Below are 14,645 nucleotides of genomic sequence, written 5' to 3'. Positions count from 1 at the left end.
GATCCTCCTTTCGACTAATTATTAATTATTAGATTTAATTTCTTCGCCAGATTTTTTAGCGATACGAACTTTTTTGCCGTCTACAAATTTGTATCCAACACGTGTAGGTTCATTTGTTTTAGGGTCTAATAATTGTACGTTAGAAACATGGATTGCTGCCTCTGTTTCTAAGATTCCACCTTCAGGATTTAATTGAGTTGGTTTTTGGTGTTTTTTAATAACGTTAACACCTTCCACAACGACACGGTCTTTTTTAGGTTCAGTAGCAACTACTTTACCTTCTTTACCTTTGTCTTTACCTGCGATAACTTTTACGTTGTCACCTTTTTTGATATGCATGTGGGCACCTCCTTAAATGATATGGTTTTTATAAATTATAGTACTTCTGGTGCTAATGATACGATTTTCATGAAGTTACCATCACGTAATTCACGAGCAACAGGACCAAAGATACGAGTACCACGTGGGCCTTTGTCATCACGAATAATGACACATGCATTTTCATCAAATTTGATATAAGAACCATCATTACGGCGAACGCCTGATTTAGTTCTAACAACAACAGCTTTGACTACATCGCCTTTTTTAACAACGCCACCTGGTGTTGCATTTTTAACAGTACATACAATGATGTCACCAATGTTCGCTGTTTTGCGTCCAGATCCACCTAATACTTTAATTGTAAGAACTTCACGAGCACCAGAGTTGTCCGCTACTTTTAAACGAGTTTCTTGTTGGATCATTAGTTAAACCTCCCTTATCTCTAATCTTGTATTAAATAATAACTGACTCTTCAACAATTTCTACTAAACGAAAACGTTTTGTTGCTGATAAAGGACGAGTTTCTTGAATTTTAACTGTGTCTCCTAATTTAGCTGAATTGTTTTCATCATGAGTTTTGTATTTTTTAGAGTATTTTACACGTTTACCGTATAATTTGTGTGTTTTGTAAGTTTCAACTAATACAGTAATAGTTTTGTCCATTTTATCTGAAACAACTTTACCTACATAAACTTTACGATCGTTTCTTTCACTCACTTTTGTAACCTCCTCTTTCAAATGGATTATTGATTAGCTTTGCTTTGTTCGATTTCTCTTTCACGAGCAACAGTTTTTAGACGTGCAATCGTTTTTCTAACTGTACGAATACGTGCAGTTTCCTCTAATTGACCTGTAGCTAACTGAAAGCGTAGGTTAAAAAGCTCTTCTTTTGAAGATTTGATTTGTTCTTCGATTTCTGAAGTGGTTAAGTCTCTAATTTCCTTAGCTTTCATTTGTTTCACCACCCAATTCTTCACGTTTTACAAACTTAGTTTTTACTGGAAGTTTGTGACTTGCTAAACGCAATGCTTCACGAGCTACTTCTTCAGATACACCAGCAACTTCGAATAAAATTCTACCTGGTTTCACAACTGCGATCCAGCCTTCAACGGCACCTTTACCAGCACCCATACGTACTTCTAAAGGTTTTTTAGTGTATGGTGTATGAGGGAAGATTTTAATCCAAACTTTCCCGCCACGTTTCATGTAACGTGTCATAGCAATACGAGCAGATTCGATTTGACGAGATGTGATCCAAGAAGTTGTTGTAGCTTGTAATCCATACTCACCAAATGTTACATAGTTACCGCCTTTAGAACGACCAGTTGTTTTAGGACGATGTTGACGACGATATTTAACACGTTTTGGTAGTAACATTCTTATTTTCCTCCTTCACTAGTATTCTTAGTAGGAAGAACTTCACCACGATAGATCCATACTTTAACACCTAATTTACCATAAGTAGTGTCAGCTTCAGCATGTGCATAGTCGATGTCTGCACGTAAAGTATGAAGTGGAACAGTTCCTTCTGAATATTGTTCAGCACGAGCGATGTCAGCTCCGCCTAAACGTCCTGATACTTGAGTTTTAATACCTTTAGCACCAAGTTTCATAGCTCTTGTAATAGCTTGTTTTTGTACACGACGGAATGAAGCACGGTTTTCTAATTGACGTGCAATATTCTCAGCAACTAAACGAGCGTCAATATCAACTTTTTTGATTTCCACAACATTGATGTGTACTTTTTTATCAGTTAAGTTGTTTAATTTGTTACGAAGTTTTTCAATTTCTGATCCGCCTTTACCAATTACCATACCTGGTTTACCAGTGTGAATAGCAATATTAATACGGTTCGCAGCACGTTCAATATCAACGTGAGAAACTGATGCTTCTTTTAATTCGTTATCAATAAATTTACGGATTCTTAAATCTTCGTGTAATAGAGAAGCGAAATCTTTTTCAGCATACCATTTAGCTTCCCAATCACGGATAATTCCGACACGAAGTCCGATTGGATTAATTTTTTGACCCACAGTATTCCCTCCTTAAGTAATTATTAAGCTTCTTTAGCTTCTTCTTTACCGTCACTTACGACGATTGTAATGTGGCTTGTACGTTTGTTAATTGCACTTGCACGGCCTTGTGCACGTGGACGGAAACGTTTTAAAGTTGGTCCTTCATTTGCATATGCTTCTTTAACAACTAATTCATCAGTGTTCATGTCATAGTTATGTTCAGCATTTGCTAAAGCGGACATTAATACTTTTTCAATTACTGGTGATGAAGCTTTGTTAGTTAATTTTAAAATAGCAATAGCTTCTCCAGCATTTTTACCTCTAATTAAGTCAAGAACTAATCTTACTTTACGAGGTGCGATTCTGATTGTTCTAGCAACCGCTTTTGCTTCCATTAGGATTTCCTCCTCTACTTCTATTTATTATCTTCTAGTTTTTTTATCGTCAGCAGCATGTCCTTTAAATGTACGAGTTGGAGCAAATTCACCTAATTTGTGACCTACCATATCCTCAGTTACATAAACAGGTACATGTTTACGACCATCGTATACTGCGAAAGTATGACCGATGAAGTTTGGGAAAATTGTAGAACGACGTGACCATGTTTTGATTACTTGTTTCTTTTCACTTCCGTCTTGAGCTTCTACTTTTTTCATTAAATGATCATCGACGAAAGGTCCTTTTTTAATACTACGAGCCATTTGGGCGCCTCCCTTCTTATTATGTGCGTGCAGCTTTTACGCCGCACACCCAAATAAGTTATTATTATTTTTTCTTACGTCCACGAACGATAAGTTTATCTGATGATTTTTTACCGCGACGTGTTTTCTTACCAAGAGTTGGTTTACCCCATGGAGACATTGGAGAAGGTCTACCGATTGGAGCACGTCCTTCACCACCACCGTGTGGGTGATCGTTAGGGTTCATTACAGAACCACGAACTGTTGGACGGATACCTTTCCATCTAGAACGTCCGGCTTTACCAACGTTAACTAATTCATGTTGTAAGTTACCTACTTGACCGATTGTAGCACGGCAAGTTGATAAGATCATACGAACTTCACCAGAACGTAATCTGATTAATACGTATTTACCTTCTTTACCAAGTACTTGTGAACTTGCACCCGCTGAACGAGCTAATTGCCCACCTTTACCAGGTTTTAATTCGATATTGTGAATTACAGTACCAACTGGAATGTTTTGTAATGGTAATGCATTACCAACTTTGATATCTGCATCAGCACCACTTTCAACTGTTTGGCCTACTTGTAATCCTTTTGGTGCGATAATGTAGCGTTTTTCACCGTCTGCATATACTAATAATGCAATGTTTGCTGAACGGTTTGGATCATATTGAATTGAATCAACTTTAGCAGTGATTCCATCTTTATTACGTTTGAAATCGATAACACGGTATTGACGTTTATGTCCTCCACCATGGTGACGAACAGTCAATTTACCTTGGTTGTTACGACCCGCTTTTTTCGGTAGCGGTTGTAATAATGACTTTTCAGGCGTTGTTTTCGTAATTTCTGCGAAATCCAAAGTAGTCATATTACGACGACCATTTGTAATTGGCTTATACTTTTTAAGAGCCATTGTCGCTTACCTCCTTAATGGTAATTTATTATATTTTATTTTTTAGTTGAATAAGTCGATTGAACCTTCTTTAAGTTTAACAATCGCTTTTCTTCTTTTGTTTGTATAGCCTTGGTAACGGCCCATACGTTTTTTCTTAGGTTTGTAGTTGATGATGTTAACATTTTCAACTTTAACGTCAAAAATTTCTTCAACCGCAATTTTAACTTGTGTTTTGTTAGCACGAGTATCTACGTCAAAAGTGTATTTGTCTTCAGCCATAGCTTCAGAAGATTTTTCAGTGATTACGGGGCGCTTAAGAACATCTCTTGCTTCCATTATCCGAGCACCTCCTCAACTTTTTTCGCAGCTGATTCAGTAATAATAACACTGTCAGCGCTAGTGATATCTAACACGTTTAAGCCTTGAGCAGTACTTACTTGTACACCAGGAATGTTACGTGCTGATAATTCAACATTTACATCTTCGTTTTCAGTAACTACTAATACTTTTTTAGGTTGTTCAAGTGTAGTTAATACGTTTTTGAATTCTTTTGTTTTTGGAGCATCAAAACCAAAAGCATCAACAACTGTAAAACTATTTTCTTGAACTTTGAAAGATAATGCAGAACGTAATGCTAAACGACGCATTTTCTTAGGCATTTTATATGCATAGCTTCTTGGTGTTGGTCCGAATACGATACCACCACCACGCCATTGTGGAGCACGGATAGTACCTTGACGCGCACGTCCTGTACCTTTTTGTCTCCATGGTTTACGTCCGCCACCACGTACAGCTGAACGATTTTTAACTGCGTGAGTTCCTTGGCGTAATGAAGCACGTTGTAAATTGATTGCTTCAAAAAGAACACTGTTATTTGGTTCAATAGCGAATACTGAATCGCTTAATTCAACAGAACCTGATTTAGATCCGTCTACTTTTAATACATCATAATTAGCCATTATGCTTTTTCCTCCTTTCGCTACTTATTATTTATTACCTTTTTTAATTGAAGTTTGGATTTCTACGAAACCTTTTTTAGGTCCAGGTACATTACCTTTTACTAAAATAACATTGTTATCTGTATCAACTTGAACTACTTCTAAGTTTTGAACAGTAACTGTGTTACCACCCATACGTCCAGGCATTTTTTGGCCTTTAAATACTCTAGAAGCATCTGAAGCCATACCTACTGAACCTGGTGCTCTATGGAAATGAGAACCGTGGGCCATTGGTCCGCGTGCTTGGCCATGACGTTTAATTGCACCTTGGAAACCTTTACCTTTTGAAGTTCCTGTTACATCAATGATGTCTCCAGCTTCAAAAGTATCTACTGAGACTTCTTGACCTACTTCGTATTCATCAACGTTAACGTTTCTGAATTCACGAATGAAGCGCTTAGGTGTTGCGCCAGCCTTTTTAGCGTGACCTTCTGCTGGTTTGTTAGCATATTTATTTGATTTAGCATCTTTTTTATATGCTTTTTTATCATCAAAACCTACTTGGATAGCGTTATAGCCATCAACTTCTTCAGTTTTCTTTTGTAATACTACGTTTCGACTTGCTTCTACTACTGTAACTGGGATTAATTCACCGTTTTCTCCGAATACTTGTGTCATCCCAATTTTTCTTCCTAAGATTCCTTTGGTCATCGAAAGTCCACCTCCTAAAATTTTCTATTATAATTTAATTTCGATGTCTACACCAGATGGTAAGTTTAAGCCCATTAAAGCATCAACTGTTTTTGGTGTTGGGTTAACAATGTCGATTAAACGTTTATGTGTACGTTGTTCGAATTGTTCACGTGAATCTTTGTACTTATGAACCGCACGGATAATTGTATAAACTGATTTTTCAGTTGGTAACGGAATTGGTCCAGAAACATCTGCACCAGAACGTTTAGCAGTTTCAACAATTTTCTCTGCTGATTGATCAATTACACGGTGATCATAAGCTTTTAATCTGATTCTGATTTTTTGTTTTGCCATAATTTTCCCTCCTTATTCGTCTACATTTAAGTGATAGACTTCTCCACGAAAACTATCTTACACAGCGCCATGGCAAAGCGGCCGGGTGTGTCAGTAACCTTTCGCTTCATCGCTTTCTTCAAGTCCAACATTAGATATGTTACATGAAAAACATTGATAAATCAAGGTTTTTCTTTAACTTTTTCTGTTCTTGTCTAACACATACTTTAGTATTGTACTGGAAATGTTTTGGTACTTCAACCATTTTAGGTAAATTTTTTCCCTTTTTTCTTTTTTCTATTATAATAGAGATATGTCTTAACAGTAATTTACACGATTATTATCTATTTAATAGTAGTTAATATATGGATAGGTTACTTTGTACAATTGATTAATATAAGATTAACTTCTTATTTTAATGAAGTTATCGGAGGCGAATATATTTTGAAAAAAAGCATTAAATTAACATTAGCAATTATGAGTTTCTTTTTATTAGCTACAGAATTTTTCTACGGCATCCCATTTTTAGGTGGTAGCGTCGTCTTAAGTTTTGCGTGGCAACCATTACTATTAAATGCGCTACTCTATTTAATAGTAGGAATTATTTTACTCGTTGATAGTCAAAATACGATTAAACCTATGGCTGTTATTCCGTTAATAGGTGTGATTGGTTCATTTATTGCGTTTATTCCTGTAGTTGGGATGTTTACGCATTGGGTACTATTCTTCTTGATGGTATTCTTCGTATTTATTGTCTTAAGTGCCCCAACCTATCTTCCTAATAGAGATGCTAAAGTCATTTACACACAATATAAAGATGAAGATCATCATCGACGCTAATCATTGCTAAATATATACAAATAATAAAAGAACTGCGTATTCTAAATTCACGAATACGCAGTTCTTTTTATGTTTAGCCGTGTACAAAAACAAAGTACAAGATAAATAAAATCATTAGGAAATACATAATAGGATGTACTTCTTTATGTTTTTTTGTAATTAACATTGTAATTGGATAGAAAATAAAACCACATGCGATACCTGTAGCAATCGAATATGATAAAGGCATCATAATAATTGTAATAAATGAAGGTACGGCTACTTCGAATTTTTTCCAATCAATTTCAGCAAAGTTAGCTGCCATTAATATACCTACTACTACTAACGCTGGTGTAGTAACGGTGCTTGTAACTATTTCAATAAGTGGACTAAAGAATAACGCAAGTAAGAAACAGAGCCCTGTGACTATACTAGCAAATCCTGTACGTGCCCCAACCGCTACACCTGACGTCGATTCTATGTATGAAGTAGTAGTTGTCGTACCAAATACAGCACCTACAATTGTTGCAAGAGAATCTGCAAATAATGCTCTACCCGCTCTAGGTAATTTATTATCTTTCATCATACCCGCTTGAGTAGCTACTGCTACTAGAGTTCCTGCCGTATCAAAAAAGTCGATAAAGAAGAATGTTAAAATAACAATTAAAAATTGTATTGTAAATAATTGAGCTGGATCTTTAAATGCTTCAAATGCTGCGCCAAACGTTGGCGTGATGCTAGGAATTTTTCCTACGATACCTGATGGCGTATGAATTAGACCAGTAATCATACCTACAATAGCAGTAATAATCATACCGATGAAGATTGAACCTGGTACTTTTCGTGCATATAGAATGATTGTAATAACAATACCAAATATTGCTAACAGTACTGGTCCGTCAGTTAAATGACCTAGTGTAACTAAAGTTGAATCATTCTTAACGATAATTCCGGCACTTTGTAGTCCTACGAATGTAATGAACAAACCTATACCTGCTGATACAGCCATCTTCATTTGATAAGGAATCGCATTAATAATGGTTTCCCTTAATCCGGTGGCGGTTAATATCGCGAAGAATATTCCTGAGAATAGCACACCTGTTAAGCCAATTTGCCAAGGAATGCCCATGGTTAACACTACAGTAAATGCGAAGAATGCATTTAATCCCATTCCCGGTGCTAAAGCAATAGGATATTTAGCGATAAGTCCCATGAATAAAGAGCCTACAAATGCTGCTAAAGCTGTCGCTACAAATATAGCACCTTGATCCATTTTCATATCGCCTGAAACACCTTTAACGCCTGCTAAACTTAAAACTTGTGGGTTAACAGCTAAAATATAAGCCATTGATAGAAAAGTAGTGATACCACCGATAATCTCTTTCTTATAGTTTGTACCATACTTATCGAATTGAAAGTATTTTTTCACGGCTTTAAACTCCTTTGTTTGAAATACTTTAATATTTTAATATTACTTATTAAAAAATACAATAGTAAAAACGAACTTTTCTACAAATATATGGAATTTAGTTCGATTTTGACTAAAGTTTTAAATTTTTAAGTGCATCTTTGAACGGATTATTATCAAGCGTTTCTTCCTTTTTCATATATTTATTCATTTCTTTTTTAGAAATCTTGCCACTAGATTTATTTTTAAATCTTTTATCCATTTGTTCTTGAGTCTCAGTATGACCACATGTGCAACGATACACTGCGTCCTTACCTCTACCGAACAATGTCATTTTCTTCTTACAATTTGGACAACGTGCATTAGTCTTACGCTGTACATTCTTCTTAGTTTTACATGCTGGATCTTGGCATACTAACATCTGTCCATTTTTAGTTTTAACTTTAATCATAAATTTGCCACATGTCGGACATTCAGTAGTCGTTAGATTATCATGTTTATACTTTTGTTCACTATTCTTGATATTATTAACAATCGTTGTTGTAAATTCTTTCATTTCATTAATAAAACGTTGTTGATTGTATTTACCTTTTTCAATAAGCAGTAATTTTTCTTCCCATTCTGCCGTCAATAACGGAGATGTTAACTCTTGAGGAGCTAAATCTAATATTTGCTTACCTTTAGTTGTCACTTTAATTTTACCATCTCGAGACTCTATTGCATTGATGTTAAATAGCTTTTCGATTATATCAGCTCTTGTAGCTACCGTTCCTATGCCGCCTGTTTGTTTTAATGTATTCGCATATTTCTTATCTTTTAATGAAATATAATTTTGTGGATTCTCCATCGCTTTGAGTAACGAGCCTTCATTAAAGTATTCTGGTGGCGTAGTTTCATGTTCGTTCACTTTAATATTTTGAAGCGTATAGGTTTCTCCTTTTTCAAAATGAGACCCTACTACCGCTTCATCTTTTTTAGACTTCAATGCCTTAAATCCTAAACGACGTGTAATCTTTTCATTTAATACAAAGGTATGTTTCCCGACATTTAAATCGACTTTAATAGCATCAAACTCATGTGGCTGCATTAATGTTTCTAAAAATCTTTCAGCTACCATTTGATAGATTTTCAATTCTCTATTACTTAAATTTTGGATGTCGGGGCGTACTTCGGTAGGAATAATGGCATGGTGATCAGAAACTTTATTATTATTGAAAATGCGCATCTTAGGCGAATATGATTGACCTATTAATGGACGCACGTGTTCTTTATATTCGGTAGCTAACAACGCTTGTAATCGTTCTTTAATTGTATCTACCATATCATCTGTTAAATAATTAGAATCTGTTCGTGGATACGTTAAAATCTTGTGACGTTCGTATAAGGTTTGAATAGTATTTAATGTTTCTTTTGGCCCCATTTTATAGCGTTGATAAGCTTCTTGTTGTAAGTCAGTTAAATTATATAAAGGCTTTGGATAGCTTTTCTTAATCTTAGAATCAACATAGCCAATTGTTCCCTCACTATTTTTAACTTCACTAGCGATGTTGTCGATCTCTTCTTTCGTCATATAACGTTTATCCGTTTTAAGTTGGAATGTTAATCCTTTAATATCTATGGATAAGGTATAATATTTTTGAGGCTTAAAGTGATTAATTTCTTGTTGTCTATCGTTAACGAGTTGTATTGTAGGTGTTTGTACTCTACCTAATGATAATTGAGCATCGTATTTTGTTGTTAGTGCACGTGTAGCATTAATACCTACAATCCAATCCGCTTCACTTCGTGCTAATGCAGCTTCATATAGATGGTTATAAGCGCGACCGTCTTTGAGTTGCTTAAAGCCTTGTTGAATTGCTTTTTTAGTAACCGAACTAATCCATAATCGCTTAATAGGTTTTTTATTCTTTACTTTATCTAAAATAAGACGTGCAACAAGTTCCCCTTCTCTACCAGCATCCGTTGCAATAACGATGTCTTTGACTTCGTTTTTTAAAATTAAGGATTTTACCGTTTTGAATTGTTTACTTGTTTTTCCAATAACGATAGTTTGCATTTTATTAGGAATAATTGGTAAATCTTCAAGTTTCCATTCTTTAAATGCTTTATCATAATGTTCTGGTTGAGCATTTGTAACTAAATGACCTAATGCCCAAGTGACAATATAACGTTCATTTTCAATATATCCGTTACGTTTACCTTTTATATTTAAAGCTTCAGCAATATCTCGTGCGACTGAAGGTTTTTCAGCTAAAATTAATGTTTTCATACTACTTTCCTTTCACAATAACTATATTTACAGACGTGCAATCATCCAATACTTACAATTGTAACACGATAGACAATAATCCAAACTTTCAATTACATTTAAATACCAATATAATTAATGTAATAGATTGATATTGAACTGGAGGTGCGCTATGAATATCGTTAAAGTAAGTGACCTAAATCAAATCGTATCATTTATTCAAACGTCTTCTAATGAATTTGCGTCTTATATATATAAACTATCTATCTCTCGAGAAGACGTTGAACGTTTATTAACTTCTGCACTCAAGTCTTCTGGAGTATTTTGCCTAATAGAAGATGATGAAATCAAAAGTCTACTGACCGCTATTAAATATGAAGACAATAAGTTTAAAGTTGTCGGCCCTTATGTTAGTAAAGTTTTCAACTTCACAGTAGATCATTTCGATGAATTGTTTACTGCTTTACGTAAGTCATTACCTAATGAATCTATATTTAATTTCTCTTACAATGAATGTACTCAAGATTCTAAAACACTTATGAAACATCTTGGAGCAAACTACAATTTTACCGATTATTATTTAAATGCGTATTCAACCTTAAATAAGTCAGGATTAGCACAAAATATTATTGAATATCAACCTGGTTTTCAACGGGCTTTTAGTAAACTACATGAACAAACTTTCAAACATAATGTCTTGACGCCACGTGAAATTGTCGAATCGTTGGACCATAATAATCGATTGTTTCTATTTGTAAGTGAAGGATTGCTTAAAGGATATTTATATTTACAAATCAATCCAACTGAATCAATAGGAGAAATACGTTACTTTAGTTCTCATAGTGACTATAGGTTAAAAGGGATTGCCTTTGATTTATTATCTTACGCCATTAATTTTGCATTTAACCATTATCAACTTGATAAAGTTTATTTTAAAATTCGTAGTAAAAACTCCGCCCTTGTAGAACGTTTTAATGAACTTGGATTTGAAATTGAAACAGAATATAAGAAGTATAAGTTTGAAGCTACACATGCCCGTCTTTAATGCCTAACTGCTTTAACTAAATATTGATACTCAGAGTCTTAGAGACTTGAGACAATCATCATTTATGCTTTGGAAACCAATTAACGGTGTCTGAAAGCTAGATTTTGTCCTCATCTCTAGACTCTTTTTTTATTAAAATAAATATGTAATGAGCAATTACGTTTGAACTTATGAATATTTCCGATAAAATACATCACGGGTGTTAGAAGAAAGGAAAGCACTTTTAGTAATTAAATAAGGAGAGTGGAATTGAATGCAATTCGTTGATATTTTAATAGCGTTATTACCTGCTCTATTCTGGGGTAGTGTTGTTTTAATTAATGTGTTCGTCGGTGGCGGACCGTATAACCAGATTAGAGGTACGACGCTAGGCGCACTTATCGTCGGTATCGTTTTACTATTAATGGGACGAGCTGAATTTGATAACTTAACAGTTATTATTGTTGGTTTAATTTCTGGTGCATTATGGGCATTTGGTCAAGGTAACCAATTGCGTTCGGTTAATTTAATTGGTGTATCTAAAACAATGCCTATTTCTACAGGTATGCAACTGGTAGGTACAACATTATTTAGTGCCATTTTCTTAGGAGAATGGAGTACAGGTGTTCAAGTCACTATGGGTATCGTTGCAATGATTCTCTTAGTTACTGGTATCGCACTTACTTCATTACGCGCTAAAAATGAAGGTACATCTAATGATCCAGAATTTAAGAAAGCAATGTTAATTTTACTTATCTCTACAGTTGGCTATGTAGGTTATGTAGTCATCGGGGATATCTTTGGTGTTAGCGGTACAGATGCTTTATTCTTCCAATCAGTTGGTATGGCCATTGGTGGTTTCTTACTATCAATGAAACACGAAACAAACATCAAGTCTACTGCTTTAAACTTGATTCCAGGTGTTGTATGGGCAATTGGTAACTTGTTTATGTTCTATTCTCAACCTAAAGTGGGTGTAGCAACTAGCTTCTCACTTTCACAATTACTTGTTATCGTGTCAACACTTGGTGGTATCTTCCTATTAGGTGAGAAAAAAGACAAACGCCAAATGATTGGTATATGGTCAGGTATTGTATTAATTATTATCGCTGCGTTTATTTTAGGTAATTTAAAATAATTGAATAATGCTAAGGAGGAGTCATAATGTTTCCCGAATTAGAAAATAAAGTAGTCGTCATTACTGGCGCTGGTAGTGGTATAGGAAAATCATTTGCTGAAAACTTTGGAAAAGCAAAGTCAAAAGTAGTTTTAAACTATCATTCTGATAAACATTTAGACGAAATTGATGAAATAAAAACGACAATCACTAACGCTGGAGGACAAGCTATTGCTGTTCAAGGTGATGTTGCCGTTGAATCAGATGTGAAGAACTTAGTTCAATCTGCTGTGAATGAATTTGGTACATTAGATATCATGATCAATAATGCTGGGTTTGAAAAGCCAATCCCTACTCATGAAATGTCCATCGATGAATGGCAAAAAGTGATTGATATTAATTTGACTGGTGCTTTTATCGGTTCACGTAAAGCGGTTAATCAATTTTTAAAAGAAGATAAAAAAGGCGTTATTATTAATACTTCAAGTGTGCATGATGTCATTCCTTGGCCAAACTATGTTAATTACGCTGCTAGTAAAGGTGGCTTAAAATTAATGATGGAAACAATGTCAATGGAATATGCACAATATGGTATCCGCATTAATAATATTTCTCCGGGTGCCGTTGTGACTGAACATACAAGAGAAAAATTCTCGGATCCAGATACACGTGCTGAAACGATTGAAATGATTCCAGCTAGAGAAATTGGCGAAGCACAAGATGTTGCTAATGCTGCGTTATTCTTAGCTTCAGATTTAGCAAGCTATATCCACGGCACTACAATCTATGTAGATGGTGGTATGACTAACTACCCTGCATTTATGGGCGGTAAAGGATAAAGTTTGTAAATATTCATGCAAGATGCTTTGATTATTTAAGTATTTATATATAGACTGGGACATTAAACCCACATTAAAAGCGTAGAAGTGATTCATGAGTGAATCACTTCTACGCTTCTCTTTTTATCAATACTCCGTATTGTTTGGCTCGCGTTCTTAGGGGGGAGCGTGACAGAAATCTAATGAAATTTCTAAGATTTCGTAGTCTCGCCCCGGCAAGGTTGACTAGAAATGAAGAAAGTGAGGCTCGAACGTCTCTTCATTTCAGACAACTACTGCCACGTTTAGCCTCGGCCTCGACACTCATCCTGTTCCCTCAAGAGTCTCGCCAACAATACTACATTATTTACATGTGATTTTACATTAAAATATTTAGATAAATATAGCTTGATATACATATAAGATAACGATACTAATTACAATGGATATATTTGTCACCATACCTATTAAAGGTAATGTTTTGTATTTAAATTGAATTGAATATGGAATAATAGCTACTCCTACTGGTAGTAACCATGTAATTAATAATGTGGTTTTAATCATATCATCTGAAACAGGTAAGAAATAATATACTAATAAACCTGCGATGAGTCCTATACCATAATGTGCAACTAAATATTTGATTGCAATTGGTAAGAAGTGTCGTTCAATTTTGAAGCTTAACATCACACCAAGAAGTATCATGGATAACGGCATATTAGCTTTAGAAATGATAGTGAAGAAATCAATTGAAACCTTAGGAAGATGAATGTTAGACATGTTAAGAATAAACATCACAATGTAAGTAACTAGAGGAACAGAAGTAATTAATTTTTTCCCTAAAAATTTAAAATTAAATTGGTCTCCTCCCTCACTAAAATAACTTCCTACGAAATAAGTCACACCAAACATAATTACTGCGCCACCTATATCAGCCATTCCGAAATATATCATGCCGTTTTTCGGCCAAATTGCATCGACTAAAGGATAAGCAAACAAGCCAATGTTAAGTGCTGCTGTCATCATTCCTACTGAGCCTTTAATATGGTTATCATATTTTCTAAATAGCCATACGACAATTATCTTTGAAAGTATACCGTAAATAATCATCATTACTGGTAAGATTGAGAAAGAAAAGTCTAATTCTGCACTATTTAAATTAACGATAACTAAAGAAGGTAACGTGACATTTAAAACAAGCGTGGATAACACTTGACTGTCTGTTGCTTTTAGAAAGTTAATTCGTTTTAAGAAATACCCTAATACAATTAAGAGGATAATCATTACGAATTGCTCTGTCACACATATCCCTTCTTTCTTGCTTTACTTT

General features: G+C 34.8%; 20 protein-coding genes. 4 read left to right on the top strand and 16 right to left on the bottom strand.

The genetic code is table 11. The features are described from left to right. Positions 1–21: 21 nt before the first annotated feature. The 13 genes from rplX to rpsJ form a co-directional block, all read right to left on the bottom strand. Positions 22–339: a 50S ribosomal protein L24 gene (gene rplX, locus HS848_RS09350; protein WP_103166931.1), complete on the bottom strand. Its 318-nt coding sequence runs from the start codon at positions 337–339 to the stop codon at positions 22–24. Between the two features lie 35 nt (positions 340–374). Next, the gene (gene rplN, locus HS848_RS09345) at positions 375–743 is read right to left on the bottom strand and encodes a 50S ribosomal protein L14 (RefSeq protein WP_103166932.1); all 369 of its coding nucleotides are present in this window, start codon (positions 741–743) and stop codon (positions 375–377) included. 31 nt (positions 744–774) lie between these two features. Further along, positions 775–1,038 carry a 30S ribosomal protein S17 gene (rpsQ, locus tag HS848_RS09340; RefSeq protein ID WP_103166933.1) on the bottom strand — a complete coding sequence of 88 codons (264 nt, stop codon included), beginning with the start codon at positions 1,036–1,038 and terminating at the stop codon, positions 775–777. 26 nt (positions 1,039–1,064) lie between these two features. Next, the gene (gene rpmC, locus HS848_RS09335) at positions 1,065–1,274 is read right to left on the bottom strand and encodes a 50S ribosomal protein L29 (RefSeq protein ID WP_000644737.1); all 210 of its coding nucleotides are present in this window, start codon (positions 1,272–1,274) and stop codon (positions 1,065–1,067) included. Next, entirely contained in the window at positions 1,264–1,698 is a 435-nt protein-coding gene (rplP, locus tag HS848_RS09330) for a 50S ribosomal protein L16 (protein ID WP_002432945.1), read from the bottom strand. The genes rpmC and rplP overlap by 11 nt, the downstream gene beginning before the upstream one ends. Positions 1,699–1,700: 2 nt before the next feature. Further along, positions 1,701–2,354, bottom strand: coding sequence for a 30S ribosomal protein S3 (gene rpsC / locus HS848_RS09325; protein ID WP_103166934.1), 654 nt, complete (start codon positions 2,352–2,354; stop codon positions 1,701–1,703). A gap of 23 nt (positions 2,355–2,377) precedes the next feature. Beyond that, positions 2,378–2,731 carry a 50S ribosomal protein L22 gene (rplV, locus tag HS848_RS09320; RefSeq protein ID WP_001829734.1) on the bottom strand — a complete coding sequence of 118 codons (354 nt, stop codon included), beginning with the start codon at positions 2,729–2,731 and terminating at the stop codon, positions 2,378–2,380. Positions 2,732–2,758: 27 nt separating this feature from the next. Next, the gene (gene rpsS, locus HS848_RS09315; protein WP_001829710.1) at positions 2,759–3,037 is read right to left on the bottom strand and encodes a 30S ribosomal protein S19; all 279 of its coding nucleotides are present in this window, start codon (positions 3,035–3,037) and stop codon (positions 2,759–2,761) included. Between the two features lie 64 nt (positions 3,038–3,101). Continuing rightward, positions 3,102–3,935 carry a 50S ribosomal protein L2 gene (rplB, locus tag HS848_RS09310; RefSeq protein WP_107506621.1) on the bottom strand — a complete coding sequence of 278 codons (834 nt, stop codon included), beginning with the start codon at positions 3,933–3,935 and terminating at the stop codon, positions 3,102–3,104. Positions 3,936–3,977: 42 nt separating this feature from the next. Next, on the bottom strand, positions 3,978–4,253 hold the full coding sequence (rplW, locus tag HS848_RS09305) for a 50S ribosomal protein L23 (RefSeq protein WP_103166936.1): 276 nt from the start codon (positions 4,251–4,253) through the stop codon (positions 3,978–3,980). Further along, the gene (rplD, locus tag HS848_RS09300) at positions 4,253–4,876 is read right to left on the bottom strand and encodes a 50S ribosomal protein L4 (protein ID WP_103166937.1); all 624 of its coding nucleotides are present in this window, start codon (positions 4,874–4,876) and stop codon (positions 4,253–4,255) included. Before rplD ends, rplW begins: the two co-directional genes overlap by 1 nt. 27 nt (positions 4,877–4,903) lie before the next feature. Beyond that, on the bottom strand, positions 4,904–5,566 hold the full coding sequence (rplC, locus tag HS848_RS09295) for a 50S ribosomal protein L3 (protein WP_198612113.1): 663 nt from the start codon (positions 5,564–5,566) through the stop codon (positions 4,904–4,906). A 27-nt stretch (positions 5,567–5,593) separates the two neighbouring features. Next, positions 5,594–5,902, bottom strand: a complete 309-nt coding sequence (gene rpsJ, locus HS848_RS09290; RefSeq protein WP_001118667.1) for a 30S ribosomal protein S10 — start codon at positions 5,900–5,902, stop codon at positions 5,594–5,596. A gap of 456 nt (positions 5,903–6,358) precedes the next feature. Here rpsJ and HS848_RS09285 point away from each other — a divergent pair, with 456 nt between their 5' ends. Beyond that, a complete protein-coding gene (locus HS848_RS09285) occupies positions 6,359–6,721 on the top strand; it encodes a hypothetical protein (protein ID WP_408642068.1) in 363 nt (120 codons plus the stop codon). Positions 6,722–6,794: 73 nt separating this feature from the next. Here the strand turns inward: HS848_RS09285 and HS848_RS09280 are convergent, their stop codons facing one another. Both HS848_RS09280 and HS848_RS09275 read right to left on the bottom strand, forming a co-directional pair. Next, positions 6,795–8,129 carry an NCS2 family permease gene (locus HS848_RS09280; RefSeq protein ID WP_198612111.1) on the bottom strand — a complete coding sequence of 445 codons (1,335 nt, stop codon included), beginning with the start codon at positions 8,127–8,129 and terminating at the stop codon, positions 6,795–6,797. Between the two features lie 112 nt (positions 8,130–8,241). Then, positions 8,242–10,377 (bottom strand): DNA topoisomerase III, encoded by a 2,136-nt coding sequence (locus HS848_RS09275; protein WP_198612110.1) that lies wholly within the window; start codon positions 10,375–10,377, stop codon positions 8,242–8,244. Positions 10,378–10,528: 151 nt separating this feature from the next. On the opposite strand from HS848_RS09275, the gene HS848_RS09270 reads away from it, so the two are divergent. The 3 genes from HS848_RS09270 (at position 10,529) to HS848_RS09260 (ending at position 13,336) form a co-directional block, all read left to right on the top strand. Further along, complete coding sequence (locus tag HS848_RS09270) at positions 10,529–11,401, top strand: GNAT family N-acetyltransferase (RefSeq protein ID WP_198612109.1); 873 nt, start codon at positions 10,529–10,531, stop codon at positions 11,399–11,401. A gap of 253 nt (positions 11,402–11,654) precedes the next feature. After that, on the top strand, positions 11,655–12,518 hold the full coding sequence (locus HS848_RS09265; protein ID WP_198612108.1) for a GRP family sugar transporter: 864 nt from the start codon (positions 11,655–11,657) through the stop codon (positions 12,516–12,518). Between the two features lie 26 nt (positions 12,519–12,544). Next, the gene (locus HS848_RS09260) at positions 12,545–13,336 is read left to right on the top strand and encodes a glucose 1-dehydrogenase (RefSeq protein WP_198612107.1); all 792 of its coding nucleotides are present in this window, start codon (positions 12,545–12,547) and stop codon (positions 13,334–13,336) included. Between the two features lie 372 nt (positions 13,337–13,708). Here the strand turns inward: HS848_RS09260 and HS848_RS09255 are convergent, their stop codons facing one another. Beyond that, a complete protein-coding gene (locus HS848_RS09255) occupies positions 13,709–14,617 on the bottom strand; it encodes an AEC family transporter (protein ID WP_198612106.1) in 909 nt (302 codons plus the stop codon). Positions 14,618–14,645: the final 28 nt, after the last annotated feature.

The sequence above is a fragment of the Staphylococcus caledonicus genome (assembly GCF_016238465.1).
Classification (GTDB): Bacteria; Bacillota; Bacilli; order Staphylococcales; family Staphylococcaceae; genus Staphylococcus; species Staphylococcus caledonicus.
This window is presented reverse-complemented; position numbering and strand designations above follow the sequence as displayed.

What these genes read in the sequence shown, in the direction of transcription:
- rplB (WP_107506621.1), bottom strand. Translation starts at nt 3,935, where the DNA reads ATGGCTCTTAAAAAGTATAAGCCAATTACAAATGGTCGTCGTAATATG.
- rplC (WP_198612113.1), bottom strand. Translation starts at nt 5,566, where the DNA reads ATGACCAAAGGAATCTTAGGAAGAAAAATTGGGATGACACAAGTATTC.
- rpsS (WP_001829710.1), bottom strand. Translation starts at nt 3,037, where the DNA reads ATGGCTCGTAGTATTAAAAAAGGACCTTTCGTCGATGATCATTTAATG.
- rplN (WP_103166932.1), bottom strand. Translation starts at nt 743, where the DNA reads ATGATCCAACAAGAAACTCGTTTAAAAGTAGCGGACAACTCTGGTGCT.
- rplW (WP_103166936.1), bottom strand. Translation starts at nt 4,253, where the DNA reads ATGGAAGCAAGAGATGTTCTTAAGCGCCCCGTAATCACTGAAAAATCT.
- HS848_RS09265 (WP_198612108.1), top strand. Translation starts at nt 11,655, where the DNA reads ATGCAATTCGTTGATATTTTAATAGCGTTATTACCTGCTCTATTCTGG.
- HS848_RS09260 (WP_198612107.1), top strand. Translation starts at nt 12,545, where the DNA reads ATGTTTCCCGAATTAGAAAATAAAGTAGTCGTCATTACTGGCGCTGGT.
- rplP (WP_002432945.1), bottom strand. Translation starts at nt 1,698, where the DNA reads ATGTTACTACCAAAACGTGTTAAATATCGTCGTCAACATCGTCCTAAA.
- rplD (WP_103166937.1), bottom strand. Translation starts at nt 4,876, where the DNA reads ATGGCTAATTATGATGTATTAAAAGTAGACGGATCTAAATCAGGTTCT.
- HS848_RS09270 (WP_198612109.1), top strand. Translation starts at nt 10,529, where the DNA reads ATGAATATCGTTAAAGTAAGTGACCTAAATCAAATCGTATCATTTATT.
- rplX (WP_103166931.1), bottom strand. Translation starts at nt 339, where the DNA reads ATGCATATCAAAAAAGGTGACAACGTAAAAGTTATCGCAGGTAAAGAC.
- rplV (WP_001829734.1), bottom strand. Translation starts at nt 2,731, where the DNA reads ATGGAAGCAAAAGCGGTTGCTAGAACAATCAGAATCGCACCTCGTAAA.
- HS848_RS09285 (WP_408642068.1), top strand. Translation starts at nt 6,359, where the DNA reads ATGAGTTTCTTTTTATTAGCTACAGAATTTTTCTACGGCATCCCATTT.
- rpmC (WP_000644737.1), bottom strand. Translation starts at nt 1,274, where the DNA reads ATGAAAGCTAAGGAAATTAGAGACTTAACCACTTCAGAAATCGAAGAA.
- rpsJ (WP_001118667.1), bottom strand. Translation starts at nt 5,902, where the DNA reads ATGGCAAAACAAAAAATCAGAATCAGATTAAAAGCTTATGATCACCGT.
- HS848_RS09275 (WP_198612110.1), bottom strand. Translation starts at nt 10,377, where the DNA reads ATGAAAACATTAATTTTAGCTGAAAAACCTTCAGTCGCACGAGATATT.